Source organism: Spirosoma gilvum (genome assembly GCF_054776815.1).
This window is the reverse complement of the sequence record NZ_BAAHBH010000001.1, coordinates 493,784-513,196: the sequence shown is the minus strand read 5'-3', so window position 1 is coordinate 513,196 and position 19,413 is coordinate 493,784. Positions and strand designations below refer to the sequence as shown.

Annotated in this window: 14 protein-coding genes; 8 read left to right on the top strand and 6 right to left on the bottom strand. The window is 49.6% G+C overall.

Annotated elements, in window-relative coordinates; genetic code table 11:
- Positions 1-11 precede the first annotated feature (11 nt).
- Complete coding sequence (locus tag ACYVFD_RS02040) at positions 12-1,127, top strand: AI-2E family transporter (RefSeq protein ID WP_461088018.1); 1,116 nt, start codon at positions 12-14, stop codon at positions 1,125-1,127.
- 83 nt (positions 1,128-1,210) lie between these two features.
- Here ACYVFD_RS02040 and ACYVFD_RS02035 read toward each other — a convergent pair whose 3' ends face one another.
- A complete protein-coding gene (locus tag ACYVFD_RS02035; RefSeq protein WP_461088017.1) occupies positions 1,211-2,218 on the bottom strand; it encodes a nitrilase-related carbon-nitrogen hydrolase in 1,008 nt (335 codons plus the stop codon).
- A gap of 168 nt (positions 2,219-2,386) precedes the next feature.
- On the opposite strand from ACYVFD_RS02035, the gene bshB1 reads away from it, so the two are divergent.
- Positions 2,387-3,106 (top strand): bacillithiol biosynthesis deacetylase BshB1, encoded by a 720-nt coding sequence (gene bshB1 / locus ACYVFD_RS02030; RefSeq protein ID WP_461088015.1) that lies wholly within the window; start codon positions 2,387-2,389, stop codon positions 3,104-3,106.
- 85 nt (positions 3,107-3,191) lie between these two features.
- Here bshB1 and ACYVFD_RS02025 read toward each other — a convergent pair whose 3' ends face one another.
- From ACYVFD_RS02025 to ACYVFD_RS02015, 3 genes are all read right to left on the bottom strand, one after another.
- Positions 3,192-5,438 (bottom strand): xanthine dehydrogenase family protein molybdopterin-binding subunit, encoded by a 2,247-nt coding sequence (locus tag ACYVFD_RS02025; RefSeq protein ID WP_461088013.1) that lies wholly within the window; start codon positions 5,436-5,438, stop codon positions 3,192-3,194.
- 19 nt (positions 5,439-5,457) lie between these two features.
- The gene (locus tag ACYVFD_RS02020; protein ID WP_461088011.1) at positions 5,458-5,913 is read right to left on the bottom strand and encodes a (2Fe-2S)-binding protein; all 456 of its coding nucleotides are present in this window, start codon (positions 5,911-5,913) and stop codon (positions 5,458-5,460) included.
- 153 nt (positions 5,914-6,066) lie between these two features.
- Positions 6,067-9,159 carry a ligand-binding sensor domain-containing protein gene (locus ACYVFD_RS02015; protein WP_461088009.1) on the bottom strand — a complete coding sequence of 1,031 codons (3,093 nt, stop codon included), beginning with the start codon at positions 9,157-9,159 and terminating at the stop codon, positions 6,067-6,069.
- Between the two features lie 432 nt (positions 9,160-9,591).
- On the opposite strand from ACYVFD_RS02015, the gene ACYVFD_RS02010 reads away from it, so the two are divergent.
- Together ACYVFD_RS02010 and ACYVFD_RS02005 are read left to right on the top strand one after the other, a co-directional pair.
- On the top strand, positions 9,592-10,833 hold the full coding sequence (locus ACYVFD_RS02010; protein WP_461088007.1) for a histidine kinase: 1,242 nt from the start codon (positions 9,592-9,594) through the stop codon (positions 10,831-10,833).
- Positions 10,830-11,570, top strand: a complete 741-nt coding sequence (locus ACYVFD_RS02005; RefSeq protein ID WP_461088005.1) for a LytR/AlgR family response regulator transcription factor — start codon at positions 10,830-10,832, stop codon at positions 11,568-11,570. Before ACYVFD_RS02010 ends, ACYVFD_RS02005 begins: the two co-directional genes overlap by 4 nt.
- A gap of 69 nt (positions 11,571-11,639) precedes the next feature.
- On the opposite strand, the gene ACYVFD_RS02000 is transcribed toward ACYVFD_RS02005, so the two are convergent.
- Together ACYVFD_RS02000 and ACYVFD_RS01995 are read right to left on the bottom strand one after the other, a co-directional pair.
- Positions 11,640-14,129, bottom strand: a complete 2,490-nt coding sequence (locus tag ACYVFD_RS02000) for a S9 family peptidase (protein ID WP_461088003.1) — start codon at positions 14,127-14,129, stop codon at positions 11,640-11,642.
- A 142-nt stretch (positions 14,130-14,271) separates the two neighbouring features.
- Positions 14,272-14,991: a membrane or secreted protein gene (locus tag ACYVFD_RS01995; RefSeq protein WP_461088001.1), complete on the bottom strand. Its 720-nt coding sequence runs from the start codon at positions 14,989-14,991 to the stop codon at positions 14,272-14,274.
- Positions 14,992-15,159: 168 nt separating this feature from the next.
- Here ACYVFD_RS01995 and ACYVFD_RS01990 point away from each other — a divergent pair, with 168 nt between their 5' ends.
- The 4 genes from ACYVFD_RS01990 (at position 15,160) to ACYVFD_RS01975 (ending at position 19,408) form a co-directional block, all read left to right on the top strand.
- Positions 15,160-15,720 carry a hypothetical protein gene (locus ACYVFD_RS01990; RefSeq protein WP_461087999.1) on the top strand — a complete coding sequence of 187 codons (561 nt, stop codon included), beginning with the start codon at positions 15,160-15,162 and terminating at the stop codon, positions 15,718-15,720.
- A gap of 86 nt (positions 15,721-15,806) precedes the next feature.
- The gene (locus ACYVFD_RS01985; protein ID WP_461087997.1) at positions 15,807-16,238 is read left to right on the top strand and encodes a hypothetical protein; all 432 of its coding nucleotides are present in this window, start codon (positions 15,807-15,809) and stop codon (positions 16,236-16,238) included.
- A 117-nt stretch (positions 16,239-16,355) separates the two neighbouring features.
- On the top strand, positions 16,356-16,496 hold the full coding sequence (locus tag ACYVFD_RS01980) for a hypothetical protein (RefSeq protein WP_461087996.1): 141 nt from the start codon (positions 16,356-16,358) through the stop codon (positions 16,494-16,496).
- 164 nt (positions 16,497-16,660) lie between these two features.
- Positions 16,661-19,408 (top strand): VWA domain-containing protein, encoded by a 2,748-nt coding sequence (locus ACYVFD_RS01975; protein WP_461087994.1) that lies wholly within the window; start codon positions 16,661-16,663, stop codon positions 19,406-19,408.
- The last annotated feature ends 5 nt before the right edge of the window (positions 19,409-19,413 follow it).

Genomic DNA, 19,413 nt, shown 5'->3' with positions numbered 1-19,413 from the left:
CTCACTACCTCATGACCGACCAATCTGTACGCCCTCACTATCACCAATTTTCGCATTCCCTGCTGGCCCTGGCCATTCTGACAGCCGGAATTTATTTAGGCCAGGACATTCTGGTTCCGCTGGCGCTATCGGGCCTGATTGCCGTCCTGCTTCGGCCCATTGAAGATCGACTTCTCCGGCTTGGCATTCATAAAGTGATTGCAATCAGCCTGGCGTTATTAATCGCAATCGTTATCATCGCAGGGATAACCGTACTGATTTCCGTAGAGTTGTCCGACTTCACGGATGATATTCCCAAAATTCGTGACCACCTGAACGACTTTATTCGGGATGCCAAACGTTGGGTACGTCGAGAGTATAATGTCAGCTATCGGCAACAGGACAAGTACATCCAGAAAGCACAGGCGCAAACGCTTAGCACATTACAAAGCCCCGATACGCTCGGTATCGTCACTGGTCCACTAGGCACCATGCTGCTTATGCCCATATATGTGTTCCTGTTGCTTTACTATCGCTCCATGCTCTTACATTTTGTGATTGTATTGTTCCCGGAAAAACATACCGGACGGGTTCGGGAGATTATGGGCGAAGTGAAAGCGGTGATACAGAGTTATATGGTTGGCCTACTGATCGAAACGGCCTGCGTAGCGGCTATGAACTCAATAGGACTTCTTATCCTGGGCGTACAATATGCCATTCTACTGGGTGTAATGGCGGCTATTCTTAATCTGATTCCCTACATTGGTGGCCTGGTGGCAACGGGGCTTACGGTTCTGATCACCTTTAGCACCAATCCAGAAATATCGGTCATACTAGGCGTTGTGGGTATATTTCTGTTCGTTCAATTCATCGACAACAACGTGCTGGTCCCCCTGATCGTCGCGTCTAAAGTTCGGATCAATGCGCTGGTTTCTATCGTGGGTGTGCTTATTGGTGGGGCCTTGGCCGGTGTATCCGGCATGTTTCTGTCGATTCCGGCCATTGCCATTATGAAAGTCATTTTCGATCGGGTCGACAGCCTACGCGCCTGGGGTGTACTACTCGGTGATCAAACCCCCGAAGAAGCAGGCAGCAACCTATTCCGACTCCCCCGACGGCGGAAAAAAGCGCAAGCTGTTGAGAGTTGATTGCTGTTTCAGGTTTAATGTTTCATGTTAGCTGACGCATCAGTCAGCCTAGCGTCAGCCAACTTGAAACATTAACCTTGAAACTAACTATACAACTTCTTTATTACTTCCTGCTGGGTACGTATAAAATGCTGTCGTTCGGCGGGTTGGCTCAGGAGGGTGCCGGGCGGGTAAGTCGTATGCTTTGTATAGCTTTCGGCATATAGCTCTGTACGGTTACGCGCCAGCAAATTACTCGCCGATGGTCGTTGCCGGAACTCACGCAAAGCCGCCAAGTCAATGTCGGCGTTGGCAACCAGGCTTTCACCCGAACCGGCCTGTGCCAAAATCATCCCTTTAGGATCAATAATGGAGGAGCCGCCATTGATTGTATTTCCGGGAATGGAACTACCGACCAACCCAGCCGAATTGGCCGAAACAACATACGCCATATTTTCGATGGCCCGGGCCTGTTTGGCAATCGCTTTGGGCGTAGGCAACGGACTGCTAAATTCTGATGACGAATGAATCAGCACTTCGGCGCCCTGCATGGTCAGGCAGCGAGCCACTTCGGGATAAAGAATATCGTCTGATGCAATACAGGCCAGATTACCAATATTCGTTTTCGCAACCGGAAACAGGGAATCGTACCCGTAAGCCTCCAGGTATAATTCCCAGACATCGTGCGGTGTTGGTGTGTACAATGCATTCAGTCGCCGGTAGCGCAAAAGTACATCCCCATTCGGTCCCATGATAAAGCTGGTTTGGAAATACAGCTCCGGGAAAAATGGGTCCTGTTCGTACACATTACCCGAAAAATAAATCTGTTGCCGCTGTACCATGGCACTAATCGCTTCGTACAACCGACCATCAATTTCTAAAGCCGCCTTGTCGACCCATTGCTCTACCGTTTCATCCGTCGGAAAACCCGTCAGAAAATATTCAGGAACTACCACCAGCAGCGTTTCTTTGCCAATAACGGCAATCGAGGCTGCAATTTGTTGTTCAACCCGCTGAACGGTTTCCAGCATTTTTGTTTCGGCTTCTTCACGGGTTTGAAAGGAATTAACGGTTTGACAGGTTAGTTGAAGGGCTAGTGCTTTGTACGACATAGGTCAGGGTTATAGGTAGTCGATGGTTAGGGCGCCAATAATACTATGTTTAGCGGAAATAATCGTCACCGGGTCGTTTTTAAAAGCACATTGGAACAAATCGGCAGACACGTTGATTGTATAGAAACAAGCCTATAGCGTAAACCACCAGACAACATAACCTCTTTCATGACAGTAGATGTACTCGCCATTGCGGCCCACCCCGACGATGTTGAAATGACCTGTGCAGGCACGGTTCTTTCATTGGTCTCGCAAGGCAAAACCGTAGCCGTTGTTGATTTGACACGTGGTGAACTCGGCACCCGGGGTACTCCCGAAATCCGGGCGCAGGAAGCCGCAGAAGGAGCTCGAATTATGCGGTTAAGTGCCCGCGAGAATATGGGATTCCGCGATGGTTTTTTCCGCAATGACGAAGAACATCAACTGGCGCTCATTCCATTGATCCGTCAGTTTCGCCCCCAGATTGTTCTGACCAATACGCCCGACGACCGCCATCCTGACCACGGTCGAGCTTCCGAACTGGTGGCTGATGCCTGTTTCTATTCGGGGCTTCGGCAAATAAAAACTGTTGGCAAAGATGGGCAACCGCAGGAAGCGCACCGACCTATTTTAGTCTATAACTTCATTCAGGACCGTTCGCTGAAACCCGATTTTGTGGTTGACATTACACCCTACTGGGATGAAAAGCTGGCGGCTATTCAGGCGTATCAAAGCCAGTTTTTCAATCCAGACAGTAACGAGCCGCAAAGCTATATTTCGGGTGAACCGTTCATGAAATTTCTGGAAGCCCGCACGCGTGAGCACGGCCATATGATCGGTGCCGAATTTGGCGAAGGGTTCATCAGCCGACGGATGCTGGGCGTCAATGATTTGTTTGCCCTCCGGTAGCCAGTCATAAACACGATATGAGTAGATAAAAAGCAAAAGCCTTGAACGGATCATTCAAGGCTTTTGCTTTTTGACTTACTTTCTATCAGGAATTTGATAGACCGGTGCTGAACGGCTGATTGTAAAACCGCTTGCCGGTATTCTTGTACAACGCATTGGCTACGGCGCCAAAAACCGGTGGGAAAGGAGGCTCACCAAGTCCGGTTGGGTCGAGGTCATTCTGAACAAAATGAACGTCTATCTTTTTAGGCGCTTCGTTATGGCGAATCATCCGATAGGTGTTAAAATTAGTTTGTTCGGCGGCTCCCTGCTTATGCGTCAGTGCACCGTAAAACGCATTGCCGATCCCATCGACCACCGCCCCCTGTACCATGTTCGTAGCCGCATCGGGGTTAACCACGATACCGCAATCCATAGCGCTGGTCACCTTTTCCACATAGGGCTGGCCGTCTTTCGTAACCATATCGACCACATGGGCAGCATATGAATTATGGCAGAAATAAGCCGCTACTCCCCGATTATAGTTGGCGTTTTCGGGCTTACCCCAACCCGATTTCTCTTTCACTAATTGCAATACGCCCGCATAACGGTCGGGGTCATATTCATTGTTTTTACCAACCGGAGTCTCCTTGGCCCGTTTTAGCAACTCCAGGCGAAAATCAATCGGATCTTTACCCATCGCTTCGGCTACCTCATCCAGGAACGATTGCTCGGCAGCGGCATTGAAGTTCGAGCGCGGTGCCCGGAAAGCCCCAATAGTCACGTTGGAAGGGATTTCCCACCCCTCGGCCAGGTAATTATCGACCGCACCCGCCGGAAAACGGTTAGCATGCACAGGGTGCTCAGGTATTCCTCCGCCCTTCACATGAAACCCAATCAGGTTTTTGTTCGCATCCAAAGCTGCCCGGTAGGTCGCTGTGTACATCGGCCGGTAAATACCGTAGGTCATGTCGTCTTCGCGGGTGTACATCAGCTTGATCGGTGCTTTGGCTCGTTTGGAAATCAGAGCCGCTTCATAGAGATATTGCCCATACGCCCGTCGTCCAAAGCCCCCGCCCATCCGTGTCATCTGTATCTCAATCTTGTCGGCGGGCAAGTTCAGCAATTTCGACAGCGTAGGCTCTACCCAACCTGGTGCTTGCAAGGGGCCTACCAGTAATGCTTTTTCATCCGTAACGTGGGCGAAGAAATTCATCGGCTCCATGCAGTTATGGGCTAAAAATGGCGCAGTATAGGTGCGTTCGATAATCTGAGCCGCATTTTTGAACGCGGTTTCGGGGTCGCCGTCTTTCCGTAATTGTTGAGCCGTTTTTTTGGACCACGCCCCCATTTTTTCAAGCTGGGCAGCCGTGCTTTCAAGCCCACCCGGAACCGTAACTTCCCGTTTTCCACCCCGGCCGCTCATCGTATCTTTGGTATCACCGACAGGCTCCCATTCCACCTTTAGCTTTTTACGAGCATTCATGACCTCCCAGGTCGATTTGCCCACGACGACCAGCAGATCGTTGAACGTACGAACATCGAAACCACCTTGCTCGAAACCATCTTCGTACAATTTCAGGCTGAACACATCACTAATACCCGGCATTTTGAGCGTTTGTGAGGCATCGAACGACTTTAGTTTCATACCGAAGGCAGGTGGATGCTGAATCATGGCAATGAGCATACCATCTACCCGATAATCCAGACCGAACAACGGCTTGCCCGTCACGATCTTCTGACCTTCAACATTTTTCTTCGATTGGCGAACGACCGTAAAATCCTTTGGTGCTTTTAGCGATACACCTTTGGGCACCTCCAGGGTTGCGGCTTTGCCAGCCATTTCGCCATATTTTGCCGATTTCCCGCTCGAATGATGCAATACACCGGCTTTGGTCGTCACTTCATTGACAGGCACATTCCAGGTTTGAGCCGCTGCCTGGCGCAACAGTTGTCGAGCTGTGGCCCCAGCTTCCCGAAGGGGTTTCCAGTACATCCGAACGGAATTACTGCCACCCGTAAACTGTGGCCCTAATTTGGTGTTATCGTGTGGCCCCATTTCAACGATCACAGCCTTCCAGTCGGCATCCAGTTCCTCAGCCACCATCATGGGTAGGGACGTCATCACATTCTGCCCAAATTCGGGGTTTGGGCACATGATTTTGATGACATTATCGGGCGTAATTTTAATATAACCGGTCAGTTCGGTCCACTGGTCGGGCAGATTCATGGCTTCCCGTTTATCGGCTGGGGTAAAACTCGAAAGCCAGGTAAAGCTGAACAGCACTCCTCCCCCCGCGAGTGCCGACGATTTCAGAAACGAACGACGGCTAGTGGTTTGCATATTTTTCATAGTCGATCAGGGTTACGGGTTACTTTCTAGCTGCTGCTTTGATAGCTTCTTTGATCCGCAGGTATGTACCGCATCGGCAGATATTTCCGCTCATGACGGCTTCAATATCCGCATCGCTCGGTTTGGGATTATCGCGAAGGAGGGCGGCTGCCGTCATAATCTGCCCAGCCTGGCAATAGCCACACTGGGCCACGTCGTGTTCGAGCCAGGCTTTCTGAACCGGGTGATCGCCTTTGGCCGATAAGCCTTCGATGGTGGTAATTTCCTGCTTGCCTACCGACGATACCGGCAACTGACACGAGCGCACCGCCGTCCCGTTGAGGTGTACCGTACAGGCTCCACACATAGCGATGCCACAACCATACTTGGTTCCCTGAAGATTAAGGTGGTCGCGCAAAACCCACAACATCGGGGTGGCTGGATCGACATCCACCTGTTGGGTTTTACCATTGATTTTCAGACTATATTTCCCCATGAAAAGACTGGTTTAAGAGTTAGTCAAAGTAATCATAAAATTAGCGCCGTTCCAGTTCACACGACTTACGTTTTTCAAGCAATAACTTACGAATATCAAATAGGAGCCTAAATTGAGGCATTAGGTCCAAAGGCTGTAGATCAGCACACGCGCTTACTCTGCCTGTTGGCTCGTAAACGGAAGCTGAATCACCACGAGCGTACCGGCAGGTTGTTGGGTCTCGTCGTATTTATCGATGATCTGCACACCAGCGGCCTGACCGCTTCGCTGACCGATCAGCTGGAGTCGATCTTCCGTTACGCGTAAGCCCACGCTCTTGTGGCCCGACGCCTGTTTCTTGAGCAACTGCGCCTGCTGTCGACCAACACCATCATCCTCAACCGTACATTCCAGATGCGTTGGCTTTGACTCGATCGTTACCCGAATACAGCCTTTGGTCTTTTTATGGGCCATCCCATGCAGAATCGCATTCTCGATATACGGCTGAATGATCATGGGCGGGATAGCCGTTTTCCCCAACGACAACGATGGGTCGGCAGATATACAAAAATCGAACAGGTCATCGAATCGAAGTTGTTCCAGTTCCAGGTATAAGGTCAACTGCTCCAGTTCGCTATCTAGGGTTACCCATTCCAGCCGGGAGTTGTCCAGAATGAGCCGCATCAGCCGGGCAAATTTCACCAGGTACTTATCGGCATTATCACTGTCATTCTGCAGAATAAACAACCGGATCGCATTCAGGGAGTTGTACAGGAAGTGGGGATTCATCTGCGACCGTAACGCCTTCATTTCCGAAGCCGCGATCCGTTCGCGCAATTCACTTTTTTCGCGTTGCTGAGCCGCCAGTTGCTTCTCCCGCCAGCGAGCCACAAAACCTGTCAGTGTAAGCAGCGTAACCAGGGTTGTAATCCGAAACCACCAGGTTTGCCAGAAAGGAGCCTGAATGGTTATCGGGAGCCGGTAGCCAGTCCGATTCCAGACACCATCGTTATTGGAGGCAATCACATGCAGCACATAATCGCCGGGCGGAACGTTCGTGTAACTGGCAAAAGCATGGTTTCCTTCCCGATTCCAGTCTGTATCGAAATTTTCCAACCGATAAGCGTACTGATTATCGCCGGGCGTATCGAAACTTAAGGCGGCCATCTCGAACGTAAACATGTTCTGCGTGTACCGCAATTCCAGTTTGTCGGGAATACCAGATGGATCACGCAATAACTCCTGTGCATTTACCCGAAACGATGTCAGGCATACGGGTGGAACAAACCGGTTTTTTCGGATACGGGCCGGGTCAGTATAGACGAGCCCGTGCATGGCCCCAAAATAGATTCTCCCCGTTCCATCACGAACAACGGACCCTGATTCAAATTCGGTTGCCGAATACACGTCGGATTCCGTGTAAACTGTAAACTTAGGATGCCGTACGTCCGCTAACGCTAATCCACGGCTAGTACTGACCCAAACGGTATCACCTTCTATTAAGACAGCCGACGCATCGAAATGGGGCAAGCCCTGGCGGGTCGAAAACACCTGAAACTTACCGGTCTTCTGATTCAGGCATCCCACGCCATCATCTGTACTGATCCATATTCGTCCAAATCGATCTTCAGCAAACCCTGTCGCCCCATCGTCAGGGAGGCTCTGGGGGTCGTCGCTATGTACGTATTGGGCCAATAGCCGTAAGTCGGGGCTTATTTTATAAATAGGGCCTAACCCTCCTACCCATAAATTTTGCTCCCGATCGAAGTAGAGTGTATTGAAATTTTTACCGGGCAGCCTGGCAATGCGGGGGTCGTTGTACTGATTAGAAAAGCGATCGGTTCGAGGGTCATAAATAGTAAGCTTCTCGTTGGTGCCAATAAATATGCGACCATCCGGGGCTTTAGCCAATCCATATACCTGCTCACCCGCAATCGCTTTATCGGCATTGGCCATCTGGCTAGTATCCGTACCCGACAGACTCGGTATGTGCTTTACCCGATTTGCAATAGGGTCCAGCCAGTCCAGCCCACTGTTTGTACCAACCCACACCCGCCTGGATTGATCGGCCAAAATGGAGTAGGTAAAATTATTTCGTAAACTGCTGGCATTCGCCGGTTCATTGTGATACAGTTGATAGGCTTTTTTGTAAGGATTAATATGGGCGACCCCGTCCCTAGTAGCAACCCAGACTGAATTATCGGCCCGATCAATTGACATACCGGCTGCGTCAAAACCTAACGTATTAATAGGCTTATAATCAACCTCATCGAATAATGAGTGGAATTTCTCGACCGTTGGGTTGAACCAGCACACCCCCGAATCGTCGGTCAATACCCACACAACACCAGACCGATCTTCATACAATGCCGTAATGGAGTTGGAAATCAGGCTACGCGGATTGTCTTCATTGTTTTGATACATAAAGAACCGATTACTAGCCGCATCGAAGTGGTAGAGGCCTCTCCGGGTAACGCCCACCCACAAATCGCCCGCGTGTGTAAACAGGATTGAGGCAATCGGCTCCTGGACCTTTAATTCAGTGATAGGCTGAAGTACACCTGTGGACGGATTCAGATGTAATAAAGAACCCTGATTCGTGCCGACCAAAATTTCGCCCGTTTTGGGATGCCGGGCCAGCGCTGAGATGTATTCACCAGGCAGCCACGAACGCACCTGTTTTGTACGCAGGTCGTAGGCAAAAAGCCCTCCCTGGGTGCCGATCCAAAGCGTATGTCCATCGGCCAGAAGCCGTCGGATAGATTTGGTGTCTGTCAATGAAGCCGAGCTAACCGGTAAGGTAAGTAAGACTGATTTTTGGGTAGTGGTATTAAACCCGACTACCCCGCCTTTCGTAGCCAGCCATAACTGTCCGCTCTGATCCTCAACGATATATCGTATGAAATCGCACCCGTCACCCAACTTACTAAACGTATGTCGTTTAAACGATTGCGTAGCCGGTTCATATTGATTTAAGCCCTCCTGAGCTCCAATCCAAACGGTACCATTTCGGGAAGTAAAAACGGTTCGAATAATCCGATGCGATAAGGATCGCGGATCGCCCGGCTGGCGAGTAAACCGAAGGCAACGTAACCCGTCGAACCGACTTAAGCCATTGACCGTCGAAATCCAGATAAAACCTGATTTATCCTGGGTAATTGCCGATGTGTAATTCGCAGCCAGCCCCTGTTGTAAGGTCAGTCGTTGAAACGAAATAGCCGGAACCTGTCCATACCCTCTACCGAACAGCCCTAGTAGTATCAGCAATCCAATCGGACATTTACGCCAAGTCCAGTTGCTCACGTTATCTGGATGCTTACTCTGGATTTGCCTCATACATTCTCCGGCACTTATCAGTGGGTTGGTGCCTCAATCGAGCGAATATACTATGATTTAGGAATTACAAAATACGGTTAGTGATCTGGTATTCACAACATCTATTAACCTGCAAACAAATATCAACCTGTAATACCTCTCTACCATACTGAATTAACAACTGGTGGTTTTAAAGTAATAACTGGCAGAAATACGGCGACAATAGGTTTTTAGACCTTTATTAGCGGACATTTCCCGCAAGTTATTGCCAAATTGGCCCAGTTATTGACCCAAACCCACCTGTTATTGGTTCAGGCTGGTTGATTCCGCCAGAGAGCCGCTTCTTTGTTCATTGATAACTCACTCTCATACAGCAAACTGCTTGTGGCAAATGATAAAAAAACAGTTTCGAGGCCGGAATACCAGCCCTCTTTAAAAGAAGAGCTGGAAATAGAACGGATCATTAACTTCTTCGCGATGTCGCTGCTGGAGCAGAGCACCGTAGATGAAGTGCTGTGGGACGTGGTCAAAAACTGCATCGCCCGCCTGAAGTTTGTTGACTGTGTGATCTATGAACTTGACAAAAGTCGCAACGTTCTCATACAAAAAGCAGCCCATGGCCCTAAAGGTCCAACTACAGGGATCATCTATCACCCTATCGAACTAGCAGTAGGTGAGGGCATTGTGGGAAGCGTTGCCCAAACTGGCAAGCCCGAACGAATCGAAAATACGGCGTTGGATAGCCGATATATTGCCGACGACGCTGTTCGTCTTTCGGAGATTGCCGTACCGATCTGGCATAACGGTTGTGTGTGGGGTGTAATTGATGCGGAACATCCGAAACGGGGCTTTTTCCGACCTCATCATCTCACGGTTCTGACCAAAATTGCCGCCCTATGTGCACAAAAAATCCGTCGGGTCGAAACGGAACAGGCTTATCAGCAGGTTCAGCAACAACTGGTTGTCAATAACCGACGGATTGCCGAGACGAAATTACTGGCGTTGCGGCTGCAAATGAACCCGCATTTCATTTTCAACAGCCTGAATGCGATTAATAAATTTGTGCTGGAAAATGAGTCGGAGCAGGCTTCGCTATACCTGACCAAGTTTTCGAAACTGATGCGCCAGATTATGGCCAATACCGCCAATGAATGGGTCACGCTGAACAATGAACTGACCGCTCTGAAGCTGTACGTAGAGCTTGAGTCGCTTCGTTGTGAAAACCAGTTTAATTTTCAGCTAACGGTCAGTGATGCGCTAAATCCCGATCTGGTGTGCATTCCCCCAATGGTCACGTATCCGTATATTGAAAACGCCATTCGGCACGGGCTTTTACAACCGAATGTCAATAAGCCAACATTGTGCGTCGACTGCCGCGAACAGGATGGGTATCTGGTTATCGAAATAACCGATAATGGGATTGGCCGCGCTGCATCTGCCCGAGCCCAGCTACGTGGCCTGACAGCGCATAAGACGTACGGACATTCACTTACCGAAGAACGATTGCAGATTGTAAATGAAGTGTATGACGTAAATGCTGGCGTCTACTTTACAGACTTAACGAGCGCCACTGGCGAACCGGCCGGAACCAACGTTATCTTTACCATGAAACTCAAACAACCATGACTGCTCTACTAATTGACGATGAAAAACACTGCCGCGACGTATTAACGCTGCTGCTGAAACGGTACTGTCCATCTGTTCAGATTCTGGCCAGTTGTGCGAATGGCCTGGAGGGATTAAGTGCCATTGAGTCGATGCGTCCTGACCTAATCTTTCTGGACATTGAAATGCCGGGCATGAGTGGTTTCGAGATGCTGGAAGCCTGTAAGTACAACGGCTTTCGGGTAATTTTCACGACTGCTTTCAACGAATACGCTATCAAAGCCATCCGCCACAATGCGCTGGATTACATTCTGAAACCTGTTGATAAAGACGAACTGATTCGAGCTGTCAACAAAGCTGAGCAGGAACAGTCGACGCAGGCACCTACCAACATCGAGCAGTTTTTAGGCTACCTGCAAAGTCAGCGGATAGGCGATCGGATTGCGCTGCCGACTATGGAAGGGTTGCAGATCATTCATAGCGAGGAAATTTATTACTGCGAGTCGGATGGTGGTTACACACGCTTTGCGCTCAAAAACGGGCAGATCGTGCTGATTTCGAAAACCTTAAAGGAAGTGGAAGATGTGCTGGAAACCAAAGGATTTTGCCGGGTGCACCACAGTTATCTGATCAATCTGCGGTATGTCCAACGCTACATTCGGGGCGATGGTGGCGAAGTGGTCATGGCCAACAACAAAACCCTCCCCGTTTCCCGAAATAAAAAGCAGGAGTTTTTAAGCTTGCTGGAAAAGATATAAGCCCTGAAAATTTGTCATCCCTCCTGCGACTACGCGTCCCGGTCGGGATGACAAATTAGTTACAATCGCTTACTTATCCGATTTTCCTCCGCCTACTTTCCCGGCTTTACCAGATTGAGAAGCCGTGGCTGGATTTTTCACGTATTTGTCCAGCCAGCCATTCATCTCCCACAGCATGTGCAGCAGCGATTCTTTTGAATCGTAATGGTGGCTTTCGTAAGGCAGGAATACGAGCCGGGTTGTGGCCCCAAAGCCTTTCAACGCATTGTAATACCGCTCCGACTGAATCGGGAACGTACCGGTATTATTATCGGCTTCGCCGTGAATCAGCAAGAGTGGCGTTTTCATTTTGTCGGCATTCATGAACGGCGACATTTTGTTGTAGACGTCAGGCGCCTGCCAATACGAACGCTGTTCGTTCTGGAAACCGAAAGGCGTCAACGTACGGTTGTAGGCACCGCTACGGGCAATACCCGCCTTAAATAGCCGACTGTGCGTTAGCAGGTTAGCCGTCATAAAGGCACCGTACGAATGCCCTCCAACACCAACCTTCGTTGAATCGACAACCCCTAAGCGAACACCTTCGTCAATAGCCGCTTTTGCACTGGCCACCAGTTGCTCCACGTATGTATCATTGGGTTCTTTATCGCCTTCACCAATAATGGGAATGCTGGCATTATCCAGAATGGCATAGCCCATAGTCACGAACGCGGCTGCCCCCCAGTAGCTAATTCGGTTGAACTGATACGGAGAACCCGATACCTGACCGGCCGCATCTTTACTCTTGAATTCAGCCGGGTAAGCCCAGAGGAACGTAGGCAGTGGTCCCTGTTCCTTTTTATAGCCAACAGGCAAATACAAGGTCGCTGTCAGGTCGACACCATCCGGGCGCTTATAGCGAAGTTGCTGCTTCTGAACACCTTTCAGTTGCGGATACGGGTGCGGGAAGTACGTCACCTGGATAGGGGCAATACGGGCTTTCAGATTCCGAACGAAGTAATTCGGATTTTCCTCAGGCGATTCGCGCGTGGTCAGAATAACCAGCTTAGTGGCATCCAGGACGGCAACCGGCCGTTCGAAATACGGGGCAGCCGACCGCCAAAGTTCTTTCGTTTGCTTCGTTTTCAGGTTCAGCAGGCTTACAAACGGACGGTCACCTTCGGGCGATGAGCCCTGCCCGTTCAGCATCAGAATTTCACCCGTTGGCAGAATGTTCAGCACATCACGACCATACTGGTTTTGCCTGGTATCGGGTTGACCTGGGTTGGTGTACCGATCTTCGGACGAACGATCAAATAAAACGGTTGCCTGCCAGGTAGCTGGATTGACTAATTTGGTGATCGATTTACGCGTCTGCCGCCAGCGTTCGGTTGCCAACGCCGTCGATTCGTTGCCCCACTCGAAACTGCCAAAACGGTATTGGGCGGCATAAATTTCTTTCGGTTCAGCCGAGAAAGGCGCGTCGATCAGATACACCTTATCCCGAATGTCGGCCTTTACTTTTGGATCACCATTGTCCTGAGCGACTATATAATACACAGAAGCTGGCACATCGGTCCGCCATGTATAGTCGCGTGGGCCCGTTGGCACTCCATCGCTATAGGCTACCGTTTCCTGTAACGGGCTGTCATTGAGCGTTTTTACCAAGGCGCCCGTTGTTGCATACACCTCCGTTTTCAGCGGAAACCGATAGACCGGAACCAGATAGGAAAATGGTGTATGGATGGTTTCGATCATAACATACTTCCCATCGGGCGATGGGTCGGCCGACAGGATCACGCCCGGCTGACTAATGTTGGTCGTGGTACCATCCAATCCCAGTTTCATTACCTGAGCCGTAGTATAATAGGCAAACTGCTTCTCGTCGGATGGATTTTTGAGCAGGTCCTGGTACGTTGGAGCCTGCCCGCGTGTGCCTTTTACGTTTTCCTGTGTCGTAGGCCCAACGGGTACCCGACTAACCTCTGGCGCTGATCCACGACCCGCCGGAACAGCCTTGACAATCAGACTTTTATTGTCCGACAGCCAGCGATACGGTACACCCAATGTAGCATTCAATGCCAATGTCCCGACCTGCTTAGCGGTGGCCGTTGCCACATCGATCACATACAGATCGATTCGGCTATCGGTCGAGTTGGCAAAGGCAATTTTCGAATCATCGGGCGACCAGCTTACATAGCTGATCATGGGTGAAGCGGGCAGACCAGCAATCGTTTTTTCATCTTTATCGGTCAGTTTCCGAAGTTTCAGCCCCGTAATGTACCGAGCGCGGCTAGGCCCCGTATTGGCTGGATTCAGACGAAGTCCGGCCAGTTTGAGTTCAGGCTGTGACAGTTCAGCAATCGTCGGCACTTCGGCCTGTTCGAGCATAATCATCAGATCGCCTTTCCCCGACATGCTGACATTAGGAGTGGCAGGCACCGTGACCAGATCGGCCAGCGGCTTAGGGGGTGTTTGATACGACGCAGCATCCTGTGTGTATCCGGCAATGGAGACAGTAAGCCCCGCCAGGAGCAAAATCCAACGGCCTGAGCGATTAGTAGTTAGGTTAGAAATCATACATCGAGCGATGTTTTAGGTTGTATGAGGTGTAATTGAAATACTAAGCGTAATAACATCAACGCTAAGACAAAATTAGGTACGTTTATTAATTTATAGTTTATTATTTCAGCATTTATTCATCTTGCTCTATAAAATTCCACTATTTCTCTCGGCTCCAAATTTCATTCACTGCCCCTCCCGTTGAACTTTGGCCGGTATGATGCCATTCATTATTTTGAATATCGGCCCCAAATGTGAGTGAACGGCCGACACGGCTATTATCCCGCGAGAATAAATCGATCGTTTCGGTGTATTTGCCATCTTTCAGTGTATAAGTACCGCCCCCCGTACCGGAAAACTGTTTCGTTTGCGGGTTAACCGCAACCCACTGAAATCGACTGCCCGTCAATAACTTAATGGTTTTTCGTGATCCGCGCTGCATGGTTGTCATTTGTCCTGCATCGTTGGCCCGGCCCGTTATTCGCCAAAGGCCGGTAAGTGGTGTCGGCGATTCCTCCAGTTGCTTAAACACTCGATTGCCAGTAGGGCTATTAATCCGCAATTGCCCGTTGTTGATCGCTATCTGATACGTTTCGGCTTGTCCAACCCGGCTGCTATCCTGTGTATCGAACTCAACCATCAGATTCAGTTTATCGCCTTCCTGTCGAAATGTTCCTCCACGCGTACTGATAAAGCGAGTGGGTTCGTAGGTTGTCTGAATCAGGTAGTTGTCAGCCAATGTGAGCATAGTAGTTGCTCCCGACGATTCTGTCAAACGCCAGGCTCCTTCCAGTTTGTTCTTCTGGGCGGGGCGGAAGGAAACAGCCAGGGCGATAGCAACCCCAAGGAATACGATGAGCTGATGTTTTTGCAGATGCATAGTTTGCTGGATTTTAGTGTCGATCATCTAGTAAAGTGACTTTGTGTCTATACACTACTCACTGCGTCCGTGGCCAATTATGTCAGCAAATAGGCGCATTATTATCTCAAAGCCACTGGTTGTTGATTCTGACTGGATCTCAGGTCTCGCTACCATCAATTTCGCATTATGAAAACACAAACCAGGTTCAAGCGCACTGCCACGATCGCACTAATTCAACTCGTCCTTCTATCGACGTCGGTGACTGCTCATACTCCTCCTACCGAGTTAACCACTGTCCGGCAAACCGTTGTCGACTTCCTCAATTGGTACAAAACCAATATGCTGCCGATCAGTAAAATTCAGTTAGTAGATCAAAAACCGGGCAAGGTCTATACCGTGAATTTTGCCAATACCGAACGCTACCTCTCCTATCTGAAAAGCAGCCAGCGGCTTACCGATAGCTTTCTATCCGAATGGCGGACGTATTTTAAGGAACGGCAGGAGGGTTTCCAGCTTTCCCACCAGAACGAAGGGCCGCCCACTGGTTTCGAATACGATCTGGTGATGCTGACTCAGGATGTTGAATCGCAAATGGACTCCCTGAAAACACTGAAAATTAATTCAGTAAAGGTCAACGGAAACCGGGCCACCGTGAAGTTCTTTCTGTTGGAAGACTATGAGTTCCGACTGGTAAAACGGAACAATCGCTGGCTCATTAACGAAATCCTCAACCTGAGTGCGGAATAAAGAATGTTTCAAGCTTCAAGTTTAAGTTTTGAGCTGGCCAACGTGAAACTTGAAGCCTAAAACTTGAAGTAGTAAATATAAAGTTTATGGAACGGTTCTTAACGATACTGATTACAAGCCTTTGCATAGCCCCGCTATTCTTTTTGGCGGGGGCCTGGTCGGTATGGGGAACGCATAAGAGTGGCAATTCAGACGATAGTATTGCTGCTGGCTACGGAGGTTTGTTTATCGGCACAGGAGCCGCTATTGCTGCGCTTATTTTGACGGCTTTTCTTACTCATTATCTGATTTCAAAAGGGTACCTGCGTCAAATTCAGATCGCCGATGGCGTACTGGTCGTTGGCTGGCTGATTGCATGGTTCATGTATGCCGACACCCAACCCTGGGAGCTAAATTACGCCGACCACAATGCCATCCTGGATATTGAAGTACGTGCCAACAAAGCCTTGTTACACGGCAAGCCCATTGATCAGACAGTCGGGATTCGATTTGCCGAATCAGGATTAACGTATTATTAAACAGAAAAGCTTCGTCAGGAAGGCGATGCTGTTATTCTGCCCTGGTTTACCTATTTACATCGGGTTGCCGACTGGGGTGTACTAGTCGACGTAGGCCAAACGGAGAATCTTTTCCAGATGGAATTGCCCAAACGTCCGGCCCAGTCTACCGAATGGTCGGCCTGGATACCACCTATCCCACGCCCCGAACATCCAGACCCTTCCGGACTGAGCATCCGATACCGGTTCCGGCTGGTTCCCTATGGTCAGGACCCGTAGTAACCCGGGTGGAAACCCGCGACAATTGATTGTAATCGCGGGTTTCCACCCGCGTTACTTGGACACTACTAATTTTCAATCCATTCACTCAACGTTTTACGTTCTCTACGGTCAATACCCCGTAATTTGATAGCTATAGTCTGGCCGGTACACGGTCGTCGTTTATGCAAACCTATCTTTGTTTGTTTCTGATCTTTTCGGCTGCGTTTGCAAGTGGGCAGGCTTTGCGCGAAACGCCCCAGCAAGCCTTAAACCAGTACGTTGCTTTCCTTAATCAGTCTGTCGATGAGGTAACTGACCGTTTTCAGCGTATACAGGGGTATCATGCCAGTATGGTTGCGAATCAGTCGCATACTCAATTTTTCCCCAGAATGTCGCCATCAGGCATACTGGAAGAGTATTATTATAAAAAGGCAATCGCCAACGAGGCCCTTACGGACGCTGAAAAACAGCGATTGAAAACCAGCGCCCAGGCTCTTTGGAAACTTCTGAATAAAGTTGACCAAACGGCCAAAGCGCTGGAAACGTACGACCGACTGAAGGATTATCAACGGGATAATTTCAAGCAAGCCCATAGCCTGATTGCCGATTTCCAGAGCCTAACAACCCAATTCAGCCAGAGCAAAGACTCACTATACAAGCAGATTCAGCGGGTATACCGACGATACCAGCCCTACCGCGCTACGGATGCGTATCTCTACACCGAAAAGGAAATGGAGCAGGTGCTGCTTAGTCAACAGGAGTTGCTCGATACATTGTCGTATTTCCTGAACGAAAAAGATCCTTCCCATTGGCCTGTTGACTTGGTACAGCAAAGCATTTTGACCGATGAAAAGTTGTTAGTCGGCCTGGGTGAAGCGAAGAGACATATTGCCTACCCCGCATCAGATATGATGGGTTCGTTCCAAGCCGGACTTCGCTCCATTCAATCGTTGAAAAAACAGGCGGTCGACGATTATAATTTTGCCGCCCGGCAATCGGTTCGGCACGACAATGACTTTTACAAATCGTACCTCAACTATTACAACAACGACCTGGTAAGCTGGTATCAGCAGTTTGTCAATTATAGTAAGTCGGCCATCCACTTACTGGATTACCCTAAGTACGCCCCCGTTTTTGTGATCGATGCGCCCACTGTTACCGTAAAGCAATCGGGTTCATCGGCTTTTCGGGATGTTTCTCCTATTGCTTTTACAGTCAAACCGGCTGCTACACCCGCCACTACGGCCACCTTCGGAGCCCTGAACGCGTATGTTGAGTTTATCAATGAAGGCTTGCGGCAGATGAACCACATGCAGGTGCTGGTTCGTAATTACCAGTCATCGGCCGAGTATTACCGCGACCCAGCCCGCAGCAGTCGCCGGAGCCAGTTAACGTATTCGCACAACGATTTTAAAGTTCCTGTTTCTGAACACCAGCTGCTTCAGATCAACAATCCGCAGATTCCTACAGCCTACCGAGCTTCGATCAGTGGACAAGCCGATGTGCTATTAGCTATTCTGAAAGAAATGGATGCGCTTAGTATTGAGCTGATCAACTACACCAGCAATCGGCAATACGAACAGGATCACCTGAAACGCTCCGACGAAATCCTGGACCGATACGCCTACCTGTTTGATGTATTCGACAGGAAAAAAGAGCGATTGTATGTAGATGTTCGGCGCATCCACGAAAGTTATCCGCTGAAAAAGCCGAACGACCCCTGGAATGTATCCAGCAAGGCCATGCTCCACCTAATGGATCTGAACAAGGATGTGCTGTTTGGCATAAAAGCGTATTTACAGGGCGAAGCGGCTCAGTCCCCGGCAACCGAGGCCGTTCAGACCGAAGCACGTAACCTGATTGTCAATGAGTTTAAGAACCTGAAAGGTTTGCAACGGTTAGGACGTAACAATGGCTTATGCCCCTATACACCCTACGAAGACCTGGCCGAAAACTCAATCAGATTTGCCGAAATGGCTCAGCGCCCTTCGACCAAATCGGTAGCCAATACGTATGAATCGTTTTATTATTTCTATAACAATCAGTTAGCCTATTACTACAACCAATTCAGCGAATTGGCTAAAGTCGACGTACTCAAGACCATCAATCAACCGAATCTGCTGGCTTTCCGGCGGGCAAATCTATCCGCTAAACCCGTCACGCCAGTCGAACCAGCGCTTAAACCCACTACAGACATAGCTGTAAAAGAGCCTAAAAAGGCGGTTGATCAACCTGTCAGGGCCAATGATACCCCGCTGAGCAGTTCAACCGTAACGGTGAGTAAAACGATTATCCAGCACGATACGGTGTATGTTAATAACACGAAAGTTGATACCGTCTTTGTGGATCGGCCGGGTCAGCCAAACGTTGTCAATTCACTGGAAGGTTTCGCGACGAACAACATGGTGTTGCTCGTCGATGTATCAGGCTCGATGGATTCACCCTATAAACTGCCGCTCCTGAAAACGTCGATCAAATCGTTGCTGAAGATTATCCGTCCTGAAGATAAGATTTCGGTTGTGGTCTATTCGGGGAAAGCGCGGATAGCGCTAAAACCGACATCGGGAGCCAATGCCGACGAAATTGCCCGCACCATCGACCAACTTCGGTCGGACGGTGATACCGACGGGAACAAAGGCATTCAGCTAGCCTATAAAGTGGCCGATAAGAACTACGTTCGGGCTGGCAACAACCGTATCATTCTAGCAACTGATGGCGAATTTCCGGTTAGCGACGAGGTGTATCAGCTCGTTCGTGACGCCAGTAATCAGGATGTTTACCTGACGATCTTCACGTTTGGCAGGAATGAAATCAATGGGCAAAATCTCAAAAAATTAGCCCAGGCGGGTAAGGGCAGCTACACGCACATTACCCGCGAGAACGCAAATCTTCAATTGATTGTGGAAGCCCAGGCCAAGAAGGCCCGGTAGGGGTA